Origin of the sequence: Kribbella soli, assembly GCF_004331345.1 — a bacterium.
GTDB classification, from domain to species: domain Bacteria; phylum Actinomycetota; class Actinomycetes; order Propionibacteriales; family Kribbellaceae; genus Kribbella; species Kribbella soli.
This window is the reverse complement of the sequence record NZ_SJJZ01000002.1, coordinates 294,915-309,981: the sequence shown is the minus strand read 5'-3', so window position 1 is coordinate 309,981 and position 15,067 is coordinate 294,915. Positions and strand designations below refer to the sequence as shown.

Sequence of the window (15,067 nt, the reverse complement as noted above, 5' to 3'; positions counted from 1 at the left end):
TCTGTGCCCAACGCAGCAGCCATCGACGGGACGAGGATCGCCTACCAGGTTCGGGGCGTCGGGCAACCACTTGTTCTCCTCGCCGGGCAGTCGAACAGCCACACCTGGTGGGATCCGGTCCGGGTGGACTTCGAGGCGCAGTACCGGACGATCACGCTGGACTGGCGGGGAACCGGCGAGAGCGACGCGCCGGACGAGGTCTACAGCACGGTCGGGTTCGCGGACGACGTGATCGCGGTGCTCGACGACCTCGGATTGGACAGCGCGCACGTCTACGGGACTTCCATGGGCGGGCGGGTCGCGCAGTGGCTGGCGATCAACCATCCCGAGCGTGTCGACGCACTGGTCCTGGGCTGTACCTCCCCCGGTGCGGCGCACGGGTACGAGCGCAGCCAGGAGATCCGCAAGGCGCTGGCCGATCCGGCGCGAACCGATCGCGTGCTCCTTGAGCTCATGTACACCCCGGAGTGGCTCGCTGAGAATCACGGCCCCTACTACGTGCTCGGTGACCCGACCATGCCGTCGTACGCCAAACGCAGGCATCTGGTGGCCAGCAACAGGCACGACGCGTGGGACGGCCTACCGTCCATCACCGCGCCGACCCTGATCCTGCATGGCACCGACGACATCTTCAGTCCGGCCACGAACGCGCAGCTGCTCGCCGACCGGATCCCGGGGGCACGGGCCGAACTCATCACGGGTTCCCGGCACGCCTATTTCCACGAGTTCCGGTCGGTCGCGAGTCCGGCGGTCCTAGCCTTCCTGACCGCCGCGCAGCACGGGGCGTAGCGCGTCCAGTACGGAGGGGTCCTCGATGGTCGACGGGACCGGCTCGTCGCGCCCGTCGGCGATTCCGCGCATCGTGCGGCGCAGGATCTTGCCCGAGCGGGTCTTCGGCAGCGCATCGACCACCGACACGTCCCGGAACGCGGCGACCGGCCCGATCTCCCGGCGTACGGCGGCCACCAGTTCGTCCCGCAGTACGTCGTCAGACACCGTCGCGCCCGCCTTGAGTACGACGAGTGCCCGCGGTAACTGCCCCTTCAACGCGTCGTGCACACCGATCACCGCGCACTCGGCGACCGCCGGGTTCGCCGCGACGACCGCCTCGATCGAGCCCGTCGACAAGCGGTGGCCGGCCACGTTGATGACGTCGTCGGTGCGGCCCATCACGAAGATGTAGCCGTCGTCGTCGATGAACCCGCCGTCGCCGGTCAGGTAGTAGCCGTCGTACTCCTTGAGGTAGCTGTCGATGTAGCGCTGGTCGTCGCCCCACAGCGTCGGCAGGGCGCCCGGCGGCAGCGGCAGCTTGATCGCGATCGCGCCCTCCTCGTGCGGCAGCAACTCCTTGCCGTACGCATCGAGGATCTGCACGTTCCAGCCCGGCATCGGCACGGTCGCCGAGCCCGGTTTCGTGGGCAGCGGCTCGAGTCCGCGCGGGTTGGCCGCAATCGGCCAGCCGGTCTCGGTCTGCCACCAGTGGTCGACGACCGGTACGCCGAGATGCTCGTGCGCCCAGTGGTACGTCTCCGGGTCGAGCCGCTCCCCCGCCAGGAACAACGTCCGGAACGTGTCCAGCGGGTACTTCGCCAGCTCGATCGCCTCGGGATCGACCTTCTTGATCGCGCGGATCGCGGTCGGCGCGGTGAACAACGCCTTCACGCGGTGCTCGGAGATCACCCTCCAGAACGCGCCCGCGTCCGGCGTCCCGACCGGCTTGCCTTCGTACAGGACTGTGGTCGCGCCGGCCAGGAGCGGCGCGTAGACGATGTACGAGTGGCCGACGACCCAGCCGACGTCGGAGGCGGTCCACCACACGTCGCCCGGTCCGATGTCGTACACGTTGCGCATCGTCCAGGCGAGTGCGACCGCGTGGCCGCCGTTGTCGCGGACGACGCCCTTCGGACGTCCCGTCGTACCCGAGGTGTAGAGGATGTAGAGCGGGTCGGTCGCAGCGACCTGCACCGGGCCGACCGGCTGGGCCGTCGCGGTCAGCCTGGTCCAGTCGAGATCGCGTTCGCCCAGTTCAGCCGGGGCTTGTTCGCGCTGGAAGACGATGGTGTGCTCGGGCTGGTGCGACGAGATGTTGAGCGCCTCGTCGATGATCGGCTTGTACTCGACGATCCGCGTCGGCTCGATGCCACAAGAAGCCGCAACGATCACGCGAGGCCCGGCGTCCTCGATCCGGGCCGCGAGCTCACGAGGCGCGAAGCCACCGAACACCACGGAATGGATCGCGCCGAGTCGCGCGCAGGCCAGCATCGCGACGACCGCTTCCGGGATCATCGGCATGTAGACGATCACCCGATCGCCCTTGCCGACACCCAGTGACGCCAGCGCACCCGCGAACGTCGCCACTTCGTCCCGCAGCTGCGCGTAGGTGTAGGACCGCCCGGTCCCCGTGACCGGTGAGTCGTAGATCAGCGCGGTCCGGCCGCCGTCACCTGCCTCGACGTGCCGATCGAGAGCGTTGTACGACGTGTTCAGCACTCCGTCGGGGAACCAGTGGAAGATCGGCGCATCGGTCGCGTCGAGCGCCCGGGTCGGCGGCCTCGTCCAGGAGATCGCCTCAGCCGCCTCGAGCCAGAACCCGTGCGGGTCGTCCAGGCTCCGCCGGTAGCTCTCCTCGTACGCGCCCATCCCATGGCCTCCGTCCGTCGGCTGGTATCCATCGTGGCAGTGTTGAGGCATGACGGTAAGCCTCGAAGACGTGAAGCAGGCCGCGGAACGGATCGCCGGGCGGGTACGGCGTACGCCGGTGATCGAGGTGGCGCCGGGGCTCACGTTCAAGCTCGAACTGCTCCAGCACACCGGCTCGTTCAAGCCACGCGGCGCGTTCAACCGGCTGCTCACCGCGAAGGACAGCGGCGAACTGACCGGTCAGGGCATCGTCGCCGCGTCCGGCGGCAACCACGCGCTGGCGGCGGCGTACGCGGCGCGCGAACTCGGCGTACCCGCCCGGATCTTCGTCCCCGAGACGACCCCGGCCGCGAAGCTCGGCAAGCTGCGGACCCTCGACGCGGACATCGTGCAGGTCGGATCGGAGTACGCCGAGGCGTACCAGGCGGCGCTCGCGGCCCGGGACGAGTCGGATGCGCTGCTGGTGCACGCCTACGACCAGCCGGAGGTCGTCGCCGGGCAAGGTACGGTCGGCCTCGAACTGCTCGAACAGGCGGGCATGTTCGACACGGTCCTGGTCGCGGTCGGTGGCGGCGGCCTGATCGCCGGCATCGCGACCGCGATCGGCGACAACGCGCAGGTCGTGAGCGTGGAACCGGCGCTCGCGCCGACGTTGCAGCGGGCGCTCGAAGCGGGCGAGCCGACCGACGGAGCCGTCGGCGGCGTGGCCGCGGACTCGCTCGGTGCTCGGCGCATCGGTTCGCTGGCCTTCGAGGCCGCCCAGACGTACGGCGTCCGGCCGGTGCTCGTCGACGACGAGGCGATCGTTGCCGCCCGCAATGAGCTCTGGCGGCAGTACCACCTGGCGACCGAGCACGGCGGCGCGACGGCGTACGCCGCGTTGCTCTCGGGGGCCTACCGCCCGGCTGCCGGTGAGCGCGTGGCCGTTGTGATCTGTGGAGCGAACACCGATCCGGCCACGCTCATTTGACGCGTTGCTGCTTGTCGTCGGCCAGGACCCAGGCCGCGAGCACACCGGCGATGCCACCGAACAGGTGACCCTGCCAGGAGATCCCGTCCTGCGGCAGCAGCCCGCTGAGCAGGGCACTGCCCCAGACCATCACGACGACGATGCCGAGCAGCACCTGGCCGAGCCGCCGGTTGAACAGGCCGCGGAGGATCAGGTACGACGCGTACCCGAAGACCAGCCCGCTGGCGCCGATCGTGATCGTGTTCGGCGGTGAGATCAGCCAGGTCCCGAACCCGCCGATCACCGTCACGATCGCGGTCACCGCGAACAGCCGGGTCGCTCCGCTGACCGCGATCAGCGCGCCGAGCGTCACCAGCGGCAGCGTGTTCGAGATCAGGTGCCCGAACCCGAGGTGCAGGAACGGCGCGGTCAGGATCCCGATCAGGCCGTGGGGCTCGCGGGAGACGATCCCGTACTGGTCGAGCGCGCCGTGCATCACGGTGTCGACGACCTCGCAGAGCCACATCAGTCCCACCAGGCCGACGAGCAGCTTCAGCCCACTACCGATCCGGGCGGTGTCCACGGCCCGCCCGGTCCGCTTGGCCGGAGTCTCGAAGCTCATACATCAACGATGCCGTACCGGCTCAAATCTCAGCCAGTGACAGGCGCGGCGACAGCGGACAGTGATCCCTGAGATACTGCGAGTGGCACTCGTCGAGGTGAGGGGGAACGATGCCGATAGCTGTCTATGTCCTCGGGCTGAGCATCTTCGCGCAGGGCACGTCCGAACTGATGCTCGCCGGCCTGCTTCCCGAACTCGCGACGGATCTGCACGTCACCATCCCCCAGGCCGGGCTGCTGATCTCCGCGTTCGCGATCGGCATGCTCGTCGGAGCCCCGGTCCTCGCGGTCGTCACGCTCACCTGGTCCCGGCGTACGGCGGGACTCGTCTTCCTGGCGATCTTCGCGCTCACCCATGTCGTGGGCGCACTGACGTCGAGCTACGCCGTACTGCTCGCCACCCGGATCGTCGGTGCCTTCGTGTACTCCGGGTTCTGGTCGATCGCCGCGGTGACCGTGGTTGCCCTCGTACCGGCGAGCAGCCGCGCGCGGGCGATGAGCATCGTCACCGGCGGCCTCACGATCGCGACCATCGTCGGTCTCCCGCTCGGAACGATCCTGGGCCAGCACTTCGGCTGGCAGTCGGCGTTCTGGACCGTGGCCGGGATGTGCGTGCTCGCGATGGGAGGCGTCTTCGCCACGCTGCCGGCCGACCGGACGGACCCCGCCAGTGCACCCCGCCTCGCCGACGAACTCCGAGTGTTCCGCAACGCCCGGCTCTGGCTCGCGTTCGGCACCACAGTGATGGTCACCGCGACCATCCTGGTCGTGTTCAGCTACCTGGCCCCGCTGCTGACGCAAGCCACCGGTCTGGCGCCCGGTGCCGTCCCGGGCGTGCTGGCTCTCTACGGTCTCGGGTCGTTCATCGGGATCACCATCGGCGGCAGATTCGCCGACGCGCTGCCGTTCCACACCCTCTTCATCAGCATCGTCGGGCTGATCGCGCTCTCCGCCGTACTGGCGCTCACGGCAACCGTTCCGGTGGCGGCGATCGGCGTGATCGCGCTGCTCGGCGGCTTCGGCTTTGCCGCGAACCCCGCCTTGAACGCCCGTGTGTTCAACCTGGCAGGTGACGCGCCGAGGCTCGCGACCGCGACGAACTTCTCCGCGTTCAACGTCGGCATCACGGCCGGGCCGTGGCTCGGCGGCCTGGCGATCGGCGCCGGTGCGGGCTACCCCGCACTCGGCTGGATCGCCGTCGGCACCGGCGCCGCGGCCCTCGCGACCGTACTGTTCGCTGCGTTCGTCCCGGTCAGTTCACCGGACCCTGCGGGTCGAGGTGCGACGGGTCGAAGTCGGCGTGCCGGTTGAACACGTACTTGTTCAGCAGCCAGGTGATGATCCACAACCCGACCCCGATGAGCATCAGCCAGCCGGCGATCTTGTAGTCCGCCGACGCCCGGCCGGACAGCGGGCTCGCCAGGTACACGCACAGGACGACACCCAGGACCGGCAGCGCGGTCGGCGCGTGGAAGTGCTTGTGCTCGACCCGGTCCCGCCGCAGGACCAGCACCGCGACGTTCACAATCGCGAACACGCACAGCAGCAGGAACGCCGTCGTACCACCGAGCGCCGCGAGGTCGGCGTACCCGATCAGGACGAACGCGAGCAGCGTGGTGAACAGGATCGCGATGTACGGCGTACGGCGCTTGCGGAGCACCCGGCCTAGCGGACCGGGCAGCACCTGCTCGTGCGACATGCCGTACAGCAGGCGGCTGGCCATCAGCATGTTGATCAGCGCCGAGTTCGCGACCGCGAACATCGTGATCCACGCGAACAGCTCGAGCGGGAACCCGGGCGCGCCGGCCTGGACGACCTTGAGCAGCGGCGTCGCGCCCTTGTTCAGCTCGTCCGGCGAGACCAGCGCGACCGCGGAGATCGCGACCAGCACGTAGATGACGCCGGTCGCGCACAGCCCGATCAGCATGATCTTCGGGAAGATCCGCACCGGGTCCTTGGTCTCCTCCGCCATGTTCACCGAGTCCTCGAACCCGACCATCGCGAAGAACGCCAGCGCGGTCGCAGCCGTCACCGCGCTGAACGGTGACTCGCCCTCGGGGACCTTGAAGTCGGTCAGCCGGGAGGTGTCGCCGTCGCCGCCGATCAGGGCCCAGGCGCCGATCCCGATCACGATCAGCAGACCGCTGAGCTCGACGCAGGTGAGCACGACGTTCGCCTTCACGCTCTCGCCGACCCCGCGCAGGTTCACCAGCGCGATCAGGGTCATGAAGGCCAGCGAGGTGATCATCAGCAGCGCGCCGCGGTCGGCGTCGATGTGCACGGCGGAGAAGAAGTTCGCCGCGAACGCCTTCGACGCGCTCGACGCCGAGGTCAGGCCGGAGCACATCACCGCGAACGTGAGCAGGAAGGTGAGGAAGTGGATCCCGAACGCCTTGTGCGTGTAGACCGCGGCGCCACCCGCCTTCGGGTACTTCGTGACGAGCTCGAGGTAGCTGGTCGCGGTCAGCAACGCGACCACGAACGCGCACAGGAACGGCAGCCAGACCGCGCCGCCGACCTCACCGGCGACCTTGCCGGTCAGCGCGTACACCCCGGTCCCGAGGATGTCCCCGACGACGAACAGCAGGAGCAGTCCGGGTCCCATCACCCGCTTCAGCTCAGGACGCTCACCAGCATGCGCTACGGCGGCGGAATCACTCATGAAGGCTCCCCGGAGTCGGTCTGACAACATGTGGCCCGTGATGCACCTTCGACTCATCGTCCCACCGGACCGCAGCGAGCGCGTCCTGAACACGCTCGTCGCCGACCCACGAGTCACCAGCATCGTCCGGCTGCCCGGCGCCGCCCGCCGTCCCGAAGGCGATGTCGTCGAGTGCGACGTGACCCGCGAGGCCACCTCCGACATCCTCAGCTGGCTGAAGGCACAGGGCCTGTACGACGACGGCGCGGTGGCGATGACCTCCGTGGACGCTGCGCCGTCGCGGAACGCCCAGGCCGCGGAGAAGGCGGCGCCCGGCGCACCCGACGACGCGGTCATCTGGGACGCGGTCGTGGACCAGGCGTACAACGAGGCCGGCGGGTCCTGGGTCTTCTACGCGTTCCTCACGCTGGCGACCATGATCGCCTCGGTCGCCGTGATCACCGACTCCGCGATCCTCGTCGTCGGCGCCATGGTGGTCGGCCCGGAGTTCGGCGTCGTCGCCGCCCTTGCCGTCGGCATCTTCCTGCGCAAGGGCGGTCTGACCCGGAGGTCGCTGTCGCTCCTCGTGAAGGGGTTCGTGCTCGCGATCACGCTGACAGCACTGACGGCGTTGCTGGCGCGCGCCGTCGGCTGGGTCGACGTCAGTGACGTCACGGCGGCGCGGCCGCTGACCGGTTTCATCTGGCGACCGGACGAGTGGTCCGCGGTCGTCGCCGTACTCGCGGGATGTGCCGGGGTGCTGTCGCAGACCGCCGGCCGGGGGAACGCGCTGGTCGGTGTGTTCATCTCGGTCACGACGGTTCCCGCCGCGGGTGACCTCGCGCTGTCCCTGGCGTTGTGGGCGCCGCACCAGATCGGCGGGTCCGCGGCGCAGCTCGGCATCAACCTCGCCGGGATGACCGCCGCCGGCGTCGTCACCCTGCTACTGCAGCGAGTGATCTGGCGCAGCTACCTGAAGGTGAAGCGAAGGACGGGCGCGCGCGTTGAGGCTTGACCAGACGTCCCCTGTCCGATCCGCGCGCGCCCGGCACCGTCAGACATACCCCACTTGAGGGGTCCCCGCACCTGACAGGGTGTTGACGTATCCCGGACATGGCGCGAAGTAGCCAAACCGGTCGAGCCGGTCCACGGGACGAGATAGCCTGATCGGATGCTGGAGTCGGTTGGGGTGGAGCCGTCCGATGAGGAGGCGTACCGCGCGTTGCTGTCGGCGCCGGGCTGCGGCGTCGGCGAGCTCGCTGACCGCCTCGGCCGTGACGAGCAGGAGGTCGTCGCGACGATCGGCCGGCTCGAGAAGCTCGGTCTACTGACGAGCACCTCCGACGACCCGGTCCGCCTGCTCCCGACCCGTCCGGACGTCGCGGTCGACGCATTGGTCGCCGTACGCCGGGCCGAGCTCGATCGTGTGCGCGCCGAGGCCCGGGTGCTGCTGTCCGAGCTGAGCACGCAGGAGCAGTACCGGCCGGAGAACCTGGTCGAGGTGATCGTCGGTCAGGAGGCGATCGCCGCCCGGTTCGCGCAGCTGCTCAACGGGACCAATCACCAGCTCCTCGTCCTCGACCGGCCGCCGTACGCCGCTCAGGCCGCGGAATCTGACAGCACCGTGCGCGGGCTGCTCGGCGACGGGGTCGTCGTCCATGGCATCTACTCCCCCGACTCGCTCGACATCCCGGGTGGCGTCGACGAGGCGTTCAGCGCCGCCGACGCCGGTGAGACGTCGCGGGTGCATCCGCAGGTGCCGATGAAGTTGGCCGTGTTCGACGGGAAGATCGCACTCCTGCCGCTGTCGGTGGACCAGCTGGTCGACAGCGCGCTCGTCGTCCACCCCTGCGCGCTGCTGGACGCGTTGATCGAGATGTTCTGGCTGCTGTGGGACCAGGCGGTGCCGGTGGTCCCGGCCGCCAAGGCCGACCCGACGGACGCCAGGCTGATGACGCTGCTGGCCGCCGGGTTCAAGGACGACGCGATCGCGCGGCAGCTCGCTCTGAGCAGCCGGACCGTCGGCCGCCGCGTGGCCGAGCTGATGGAGACGCTGGGTGCGCGGACCCGGTTCCAGGCCGGCATCCACGCCCAGCGCCGCCATCTACTCGAGGACTAACAGGTGCCGAGCATCTGCGTGAGAGCCGTCTTCTCCGCGGACTGCAGCGACAGCTGGTAGGTGTACTTCACCCAGATCCACTCGCGGGCGTAGATGCAGTGCACCGAGGTGTTCGGCGGCTTCCACTCCGACGGGTCCTTGTCACCCTTCGAGCGGTTGCTCGACGCCGTCACCGCGATCAGCTGCGAGATGGTCAGGTTGTTCGCGAACTCCTGACGCTTGGCCGTGGTCCACGCGCTAGCGCCCGACTTCCATGCCTCCGACAACGGCACGATGTGATCGATGTCGACGCCCGAGGAGTCCTCCACCCAGGTCGAGTCGTACACGCTGTACCAGCGGCCGGCGGTCGGCTGGCAGCTGCTGTCCACGGTCACACCGGAGCCGTCGCGCTTCAGCACCTCTTCGCGGGTGTCGCAGGTCCCGGACTGGTTGATCCAGTGCGGGAACTTGTCCCGGCTGTAGCCGTCGCTCGATCCCTCCGTCTTCACGGTCAGGCTCGCCAGCTGGGTCGCGGCGGTGCTCGCCGACGGCGGGGTCGGCGGGTACGCCAGCGCCGGTCCGGCGCTTAGCGTCCACGCGGTCGCTGCTGCTGCCACGGTGGTGGCAAGGGCGGTGATTCGCCTTTTAGTACGTGGCATCGGTCAGGCCTCCGAGGGTTAGGGCGGATCCCCCCTGACGTGCTGCCCTTCAGCCTTCCCCGATCACGCGCTGTAGGAAACCACTCACCAGTTACAGTCGCGTGAACGTGGGAAGCTGCCCATCCGGCGCTCGACGAGCGGCGCCTGCTCAGGGTGCGGCGCCGGCCGGCTCGAAGCCGGCGAGCATCTCCTCCAAGGCGTGCTGGTCCGGTCCGACGAACGCATCGGCCTGCGGCGCCGTCTCGAGCAGATCCAGGAAGTTCGTGGCGTGCCCCGGAGCCGGCGGCAGGTGGCTGCTGAGAATGACGTCCGGGTTCATCTCCCGCAACGGCTGGACAGTACGCCGGAACGCTTCCTGGTCGACGTTGTGCACCCACGGGCTGTCGAGCGTCGCCCACAGCAACTGCCCGCCACGCAGCGCGTCCCGCGGGGCGTCGCTGACATCGCCGCAGTCGGCGAGCTCCGAGGTCGGCATCGGCGCTCCGAAGCAGTCGGAGCTGAAGCAGGCCCGCGAGCGGTCGTCGTAGAACCCCACGGTCGCCGGGCTGTCGTACAGCGGGGGCCGGAAGGCGGTCACGGTGCGGTCCCCCAGCGAGAGCGACTGGCCGGGGTTCAGCAGGTACAGCCGGTCCATCGGCAGCGGCCGCTCGGTCGACATGATGCCGGCGCCGACGAACGTCGTGATCAAGCGTGCCTGCGGTGCCGCTTCCAGCAGGTCGAACAACGAGCCGGTGTGGTCGCGGTCCGGATGGGTCAGCCAGATCCACCGCACATCGGCCGGATCGACCACCGAGCCGAGCGCGTCCATGAAGCCGCGGCCGGGCAGGCTCAACCCGGTGTCGACCACCAGCGGTTCGGCCGCGAGGAGTACGAACGCGTTCACGGGCAGGAAGCCGATGCCCGGCACCGGCAGTTGGTCACTGAGCACGCTGATGTCAGCGCCGACACGATTGATCCGCATGGTTCCCCCTGTGGAGTGCCGCCGTCACCCACGGCGAGCGGCCCCGGAGATGGTCTTCTTCGGAGCGTCCGCCGCGATCCGGACCGTGTCAAGCGCGGGAGTGGAGGAGGTGCCGAGGGCAAGGATCAGTCGTGTTCCACCACGGTCAGCGTCCAGCCGGCGGCGGCGCGGTCGAGCTCGGCGTTCCAGCGTTCGCCGATCAGCTTGTGGAGTGATTTCGGCGTCCCCGGGTCCTTGCCGGACTCAAGCAGGTGCCGCGCGACCAGACCCCGGGTGTGCTTCGCGTTGTGCGAGACGACCGACCGCACACCGTCGCGTTCCCGCACCACGTTCACCGACACCCACTTGTCCGCCTGGTCGCCGGCCGGCCGCCACGCTGCGACGTACGTCGACGACCGGCAGTCCACGATCACGCCGTCGACGCCGGCCAGCGCGGTGTTCAGCGGATCGCGCCAGACCGACGCAAGCGGTCCGTGGCCCGGCAGCGTCGTACCCATCGACAGCCGGTACGGCGGGACGCGGTCAGCCGGCCGCAGCGCGCCCCAAGCCGCCGAGATGACGAGCAGCCGATTCGCGGCGCGACGCTTCGTGCCCGCGGAGAGCGTGGAGTAGCCGAGGGCGTCGTACAGGACACCTGAGTACAGCTCGGAGACCGGCACGGACGGTTCCGTGCGCCACCGGGTGTTCCGCTCGACCTCGTCGCGCAGCGAGGCGCCCACTTCGAGTACGTCGTGCGCGTCGGCGGACGCGGAGACCTTCGCCAGCGTCTCGAGCACCTGCTCGCGGACCGGGTTCAGCTCCGGGAACGACAACGTGCCGAAGTCCACGGCACGACCACGCGACCGCCCGGTCTTGCCCTCGGACGGCGGCAGGAGGATCAGGGTCACGTCAGGTCGTCCAAGGCAGCCAGGTCGGCGGCGGTCGGGTCCCATCGGCCTGCTGCGACGTTCTGGGTGATCTGCTCGGGGGTCGTGGCGCCGGCGATCACCGAGGCGACCGCGGGCTGTGCCGCGAGGCCGCCGATCGCGACGTCGATCATCGTCAGGTTGCGTTCGGCCGCGAACGTCTCGAGCGCCTCGATCTTGTCGAAGTCCGCCCGCGCCAGCCGCTCGGGCTGCGTCGCGAGCCGGGAGCCGTCGGGCGCCGCCGTACCGCGCTGGTACTTGCCGGAGAGCAGACCGGAGGCGAGCGGGAAGAACGGCAGGATGCCGAGCCCGAGGTGCTCACAGGCCGGGGCCAGCTCGTCCTCGACGTCGCGGTCCAGCAGCGAGTACTGGTTCTGCGCGCTGATGAAATGCTCCAGGCCGTTCGACCGGGCGGTCCAGTCGGCGTCGACCACCTGCCAGGCCGCGAACTGCGAGCTGCCGATGTACCTGACCTTGCCCTCGGCAACCAGTTCGGACAGCGCCGCCAGGGTTTCCTCGATCGGCGTCACCGGGTCCGGGAAGTGCAGCTGGTAGAGATCGATCCAGTCGGTGCCGAGCCGCTGCAGGCTCGACTCGACCGCCTTGCGGATGTACCGGCGGGAGCCGCGGACGCCCCAGTCGGGCCCGTTCACGCCACCCAGGTCACCGCCGAACTTGGTCGCGATCACGACCTCGTCGCGGCGCGCACCGAGCGCCTTCCCGAGCAGCTCCTCGCTGAATCCGTGCTCGCCGCGGTAGATGTCCGCGGTGTCGAACAACGTGATCCCCGCGTCGACCGCGGCGTTCACCACCGCGTCCGTCCGGCCCGCATCGAGCCGCCGCCCGAAGTTGTTGCACCCCAGCCCAACCACGCTCACCGTAAGACCCGAGTCACCAAGCTGCCGGTACTCCATATCCGCCATGTGCTCAGCCTAGTCTCGGCATACAGTGGCCCTCATGCCGAGTCTCACCGTCGACGGCGCCCGCACTCGGGCCGCCGCGCTTTCCGTCCAGTCGTACGACGTCGACCTCGACCTCACCCAGGGCGAGCGGACGTTCGGGTCCACCACCACGATCAGGTTCACTGCCTCGGAATCGTCGAGTTGGGTCGACGTGAAACCCGACGAGCTGATCTCGGTCACCCTGAACGGCACGGCCGTCGACGTGGCCGGCCTGAACGACGGACGGCTCGAGCTGACCGATCTGCAGCCCGAGAACGAACTCGTCGTGGTCGCCACGATGCTGTACTCCCACGACGGCGAGGGACTGCACCGCGCGGTCGACGCCGCCGACGGTCTCACCTACACGTACGCGATGTCGTTCCTCGACGCCGGCCCGCGGATCTTCGCGTGCTTCGATCAGCCCGACCTCAAGGCGCCGTACCGCTTCAAAGTGACGGCGCCGGAAGAGTGGCTCGTGCTCGGCAACGGCGCCGCGACGCAGGTCTCCCCCGGTCGCTGGGAGCTGGCCGAGACCAAGCCTTTGTCGACGTACTTCGTCACCGTCGTCGCCGGGCCGTACCACCAGATCACCGACTCGCACGACGGCATCGCGCTCAGCGTCGTCTCGCGGCAGTCGCTGAAGGACGCCCTCGACCGTGAGGCCGCGGACATCTTCGAGGTCACCAAGCAGTCCTTCGACGCGTACCACCGGATGTTCGGGTACCGGTACCCGTTCGGCGACTACCACCAGGCGTTCGTGCCGGAGTTCAACGCCGGCGCCATGGAGAACCCGGGCTGCGTCACGTTCCGGGACCAGATGGTGTTCCGCTCGGCGGTCACCGACGGCGAGCGCAGCCAGCGGGCCCGGACCATCGTGCACGAGATGGCGCACCAGTGGTTCGGCGACACCGTGACGATGAAGTGGTGGAACGACCTCTGGCTGAACGAGTCGTTCGCGGAATACATGGCGCACCGGGTGTCGACCGACGCAACCCGGTACACCGACAACTGGATCGACTTCGCCTACATGCGCAAGTGGTGGGGCCTGCAGGCCGACCAGCGGTCCTCGACCCACCCGGTCGCGGCCGACGCGGTCAAGGACGCGCTCGCCTCGCTCGACGACTTCGACGGCATCTCGTACGCGAAGGGCGCCGCGGTCCTCAAGCAGCTCACGGCGTACCTCGGTGACGACGTGTTCCTGGCCGGCGTCAACGCGCACATCGCCGCCAACGAGTTCGGCAACGCGACCTTCGCCGACCTGGTCGCGAAGTGGACCGAAGCCGGCGCGGTCGGCCTCGACGACTGGGCGCAGGCCTGGCTGCGGACGCCCGGCGTCGACACGATCACCGCCTCCCGGACCGCCACCGGCATCAAGCTGCACCGCAAGGCGCCCGAGGCCTACCCGGCGGCACGGCCGCACAAGCTGACCGTCGGCGGGTACGACGCCGAGGGCCGCCGTACGACGGTCGACGTCCTGATCGACGCCGACGAGGTGGACGTCGACCTGGACCCGTCGCTCGCCGTCGTGATACCGGACGCCGGTGACGACAGCTGGGCGAAGATCCGGCTCGACTCCGTGAGCCTGGAGAACCTGGCCGCGCTGCTGCCGAAGATCACCGACGGCGTGACCCGCGCCGTCATCCTGAACAGCGTGCGGGACGCGGTCGCCGACGCGGAGCTCGACCCGAAGGTCGGGTTCGACGTCGTGCTCGGGATGCTGCCGACCGAGACCAGCGACATCGCGGTCGGGACGCTGCTCAACTGGTCGAACACCCACCTGCTCGGCGTCTACCTGCCGTACGAGCCGTACCGCGGGCAGCTGGCCGAGGTACTGCGTGCGCGGCTGGAGACCGTCGAGACCGGAAGCAGCGTGCAGCTGTCGGTGGCCCGCGGATTCGCGCGGTTCTCCGACGACGTCGACCGCCTGAAGGGCTGGCTCGCGGGCAACGGCGTACCTGAGGGCGTCACGATGGACGCCGACCTGCGCTGGATCGTGACGCTACAGCTCGCCCGGCTCGGCGCGATCGGCGAGGCCGAGATCGACGCCGAGCTCGAGCGGGACTCGTCGTCCGAGGGCATCGTCCACGCCACCCGATGCCGGGCCGCATTGCCGACGGCCGCCGCGAAGGAGCGGGCGTGGACGCAGATCACCACCGACGCCGACATCGCGAACTACGAGCTGTACGCCGCGAGCGAAGGGTTCTGGCACCCGACCCAGGCCGAGCTCACCGCGTCGTACGTCGACCGGTTCTTCGCGGAGATCCCCGGCACCGAGAAGCTCCGCTCCGGCTGGGTGGTGGGGACCAGCTCGAAGCTCGCGTTCCCCCGTTACGCGGTCGAGCAGCGGGTGGTCGACCGGGCCGCCGACCTGATCGCCGACGAGTCTGTGGCGGCCGCGATCCGGCGGTCCGTCGGTGACAGCGCGGACGACCTGAAGCGTGCACTTGCGGTGCGTTCGGCCTTCTGAGTGAGCTACAGAGCTGACGAGTGGTTAGCCGTCACACCGTGTTGTGGCTAATGTGACTGGTGTGATCAGGAGGACCCTGGTGACCAGGCAAGATGTGGATTCGTGACGTAACCTCCACAATGACCGCGCGGCACGGCGCGCCGGTCTTGGTCAGGCAGCACGTCCCGGGAGAGACTGTCGAGAAC

Annotated in this window: 13 protein-coding genes; 6 read left to right on the top strand and 7 right to left on the bottom strand. The window is 69.3% G+C overall.

Going from position 1 to position 15,067, the window contains the following annotated elements; translation table 11 throughout:
• The first annotated feature begins 3 nt into the window (after positions 1-3).
• Complete coding sequence (locus tag E0H45_RS15610; protein WP_131338060.1) at positions 4-789, top strand: alpha/beta fold hydrolase; 786 nt, start codon at positions 4-6, stop codon at positions 787-789.
• Here the strand turns inward: E0H45_RS15610 and E0H45_RS15605 are convergent.
• On the bottom strand, positions 754-2,640 hold the full coding sequence (locus E0H45_RS15605; RefSeq protein WP_131338059.1) for a propionyl-CoA synthetase: 1,887 nt from the start codon (positions 2,638-2,640) through the stop codon (positions 754-756). The genes E0H45_RS15610 and E0H45_RS15605 overlap by 36 nt on opposite strands.
• Before the next feature lie 49 nt (positions 2,641-2,689).
• On the opposite strand from E0H45_RS15605, the gene E0H45_RS15600 reads away from it, so the two are divergent.
• Positions 2,690-3,610 carry a threonine/serine dehydratase gene (locus E0H45_RS15600; protein ID WP_131338058.1) on the top strand — a complete coding sequence of 307 codons (921 nt, stop codon included), beginning with the start codon at positions 2,690-2,692 and terminating at the stop codon, positions 3,608-3,610.
• On the opposite strand, the gene E0H45_RS15595 is transcribed toward E0H45_RS15600, so the two are convergent.
• Positions 3,603-4,211, bottom strand: coding sequence for a rhomboid family intramembrane serine protease (locus E0H45_RS15595; RefSeq protein WP_131338057.1), 609 nt, complete (start codon positions 4,209-4,211; stop codon positions 3,603-3,605). The genes E0H45_RS15600 and E0H45_RS15595 overlap by 8 nt on opposite strands.
• Before the next feature lie 110 nt (positions 4,212-4,321).
• Here E0H45_RS15595 and E0H45_RS15590 point away from each other — a divergent pair, with 110 nt between their 5' ends.
• The gene (locus tag E0H45_RS15590) at positions 4,322-5,521 is read left to right on the top strand and encodes a Cmx/CmrA family chloramphenicol efflux MFS transporter (RefSeq protein ID WP_131338056.1); all 1,200 of its coding nucleotides are present in this window, start codon (positions 4,322-4,324) and stop codon (positions 5,519-5,521) included.
• On the opposite strand, the gene E0H45_RS15585 is transcribed toward E0H45_RS15590, so the two are convergent.
• The gene (locus E0H45_RS15585; RefSeq protein ID WP_131338055.1) at positions 5,463-6,872 is read right to left on the bottom strand and encodes an APC family permease; all 1,410 of its coding nucleotides are present in this window, start codon (positions 6,870-6,872) and stop codon (positions 5,463-5,465) included. The genes E0H45_RS15590 and E0H45_RS15585 overlap by 59 nt on opposite strands.
• Before the next feature lie 40 nt (positions 6,873-6,912).
• On the opposite strand from E0H45_RS15585, the gene E0H45_RS15580 reads away from it, so the two are divergent.
• Together E0H45_RS15580 and E0H45_RS15575 are read left to right on the top strand one after the other, a co-directional pair.
• Positions 6,913-7,866 carry a DUF389 domain-containing protein gene (locus E0H45_RS15580; RefSeq protein ID WP_131340451.1) on the top strand — a complete coding sequence of 318 codons (954 nt, stop codon included), beginning with the start codon at positions 6,913-6,915 and terminating at the stop codon, positions 7,864-7,866.
• Positions 7,867-8,022: 156 nt separating this feature from the next.
• On the top strand, positions 8,023-8,970 hold the full coding sequence (locus E0H45_RS15575; RefSeq protein WP_131338054.1) for a MarR family transcriptional regulator: 948 nt from the start codon (positions 8,023-8,025) through the stop codon (positions 8,968-8,970).
• Here the strand turns inward: E0H45_RS15575 and E0H45_RS15570 are convergent.
• From E0H45_RS15570 to E0H45_RS15555, 4 genes are all read right to left on the bottom strand, one after another.
• Complete coding sequence (locus E0H45_RS15570) at positions 8,967-9,608, bottom strand: HNH endonuclease family protein (protein ID WP_131338053.1); 642 nt, start codon at positions 9,606-9,608, stop codon at positions 8,967-8,969. The two genes, E0H45_RS15575 and E0H45_RS15570, sit on opposite strands and share 4 nt — an antisense overlap.
• A gap of 148 nt (positions 9,609-9,756) precedes the next feature.
• Positions 9,757-10,569: an MBL fold metallo-hydrolase gene (locus E0H45_RS15565; RefSeq protein WP_131338052.1), complete on the bottom strand. Its 813-nt coding sequence runs from the start codon at positions 10,567-10,569 to the stop codon at positions 9,757-9,759.
• A gap of 125 nt (positions 10,570-10,694) precedes the next feature.
• Positions 10,695-11,456, bottom strand: coding sequence for a YaaA family protein (locus E0H45_RS15560; protein ID WP_131338051.1), 762 nt, complete (start codon positions 11,454-11,456; stop codon positions 10,695-10,697).
• On the bottom strand, positions 11,453-12,397 hold the full coding sequence (locus E0H45_RS15555; RefSeq protein ID WP_202872351.1) for an aldo/keto reductase: 945 nt from the start codon (positions 12,395-12,397) through the stop codon (positions 11,453-11,455). Before E0H45_RS15555 ends, E0H45_RS15560 begins: the two co-directional genes overlap by 4 nt.
• 34 nt (positions 12,398-12,431) lie before the next feature.
• Here E0H45_RS15555 and pepN point away from each other — a divergent pair, with 34 nt between their 5' ends.
• On the top strand, positions 12,432-14,882 hold the full coding sequence (gene pepN / locus E0H45_RS15550; protein ID WP_131338050.1) for an aminopeptidase N: 2,451 nt from the start codon (positions 12,432-12,434) through the stop codon (positions 14,880-14,882).
• Positions 14,883-15,067: the final 185 nt, after the last annotated feature.

Bases quoted from the DNA above. Each gene is read 5' to 3' on its own strand.
- E0H45_RS15575 (WP_131338054.1), top strand. From the start codon at position 8,023: ATGCTGGAGTCGGTTGGGGTGGAGCCGTCCGATGAGGAGGCGTACCGC.
- E0H45_RS15570 (WP_131338053.1), bottom strand. From the start codon at position 9,608: ATGCCACGTACTAAAAGGCGAATCACCGCCCTTGCCACCACCGTGGCA.
- E0H45_RS15555 (WP_202872351.1), bottom strand. From the start codon at position 12,397: ATGGCGGATATGGAGTACCGGCAGCTTGGTGACTCGGGTCTTACGGTG.
- E0H45_RS15600 (WP_131338058.1), top strand. From the start codon at position 2,690: ATGACGGTAAGCCTCGAAGACGTGAAGCAGGCCGCGGAACGGATCGCC.
- E0H45_RS15595 (WP_131338057.1), bottom strand. From the start codon at position 4,211: ATGAGCTTCGAGACTCCGGCCAAGCGGACCGGGCGGGCCGTGGACACC.
- E0H45_RS15565 (WP_131338052.1), bottom strand. From the start codon at position 10,569: ATGCGGATCAATCGTGTCGGCGCTGACATCAGCGTGCTCAGTGACCAA.
- pepN (WP_131338050.1), top strand. From the start codon at position 12,432: ATGCCGAGTCTCACCGTCGACGGCGCCCGCACTCGGGCCGCCGCGCTT.
- E0H45_RS15580 (WP_131340451.1), top strand. From the start codon at position 6,913: ATGCACCTTCGACTCATCGTCCCACCGGACCGCAGCGAGCGCGTCCTG.
- E0H45_RS15585 (WP_131338055.1), bottom strand. From the start codon at position 6,872: ATGAGTGATTCCGCCGCCGTAGCGCATGCTGGTGAGCGTCCTGAGCTG.
- E0H45_RS15590 (WP_131338056.1), top strand. From the start codon at position 4,322: ATGCCGATAGCTGTCTATGTCCTCGGGCTGAGCATCTTCGCGCAGGGC.
- E0H45_RS15605 (WP_131338059.1), bottom strand. From the start codon at position 2,640: ATGGGCGCGTACGAGGAGAGCTACCGGCGGAGCCTGGACGACCCGCAC.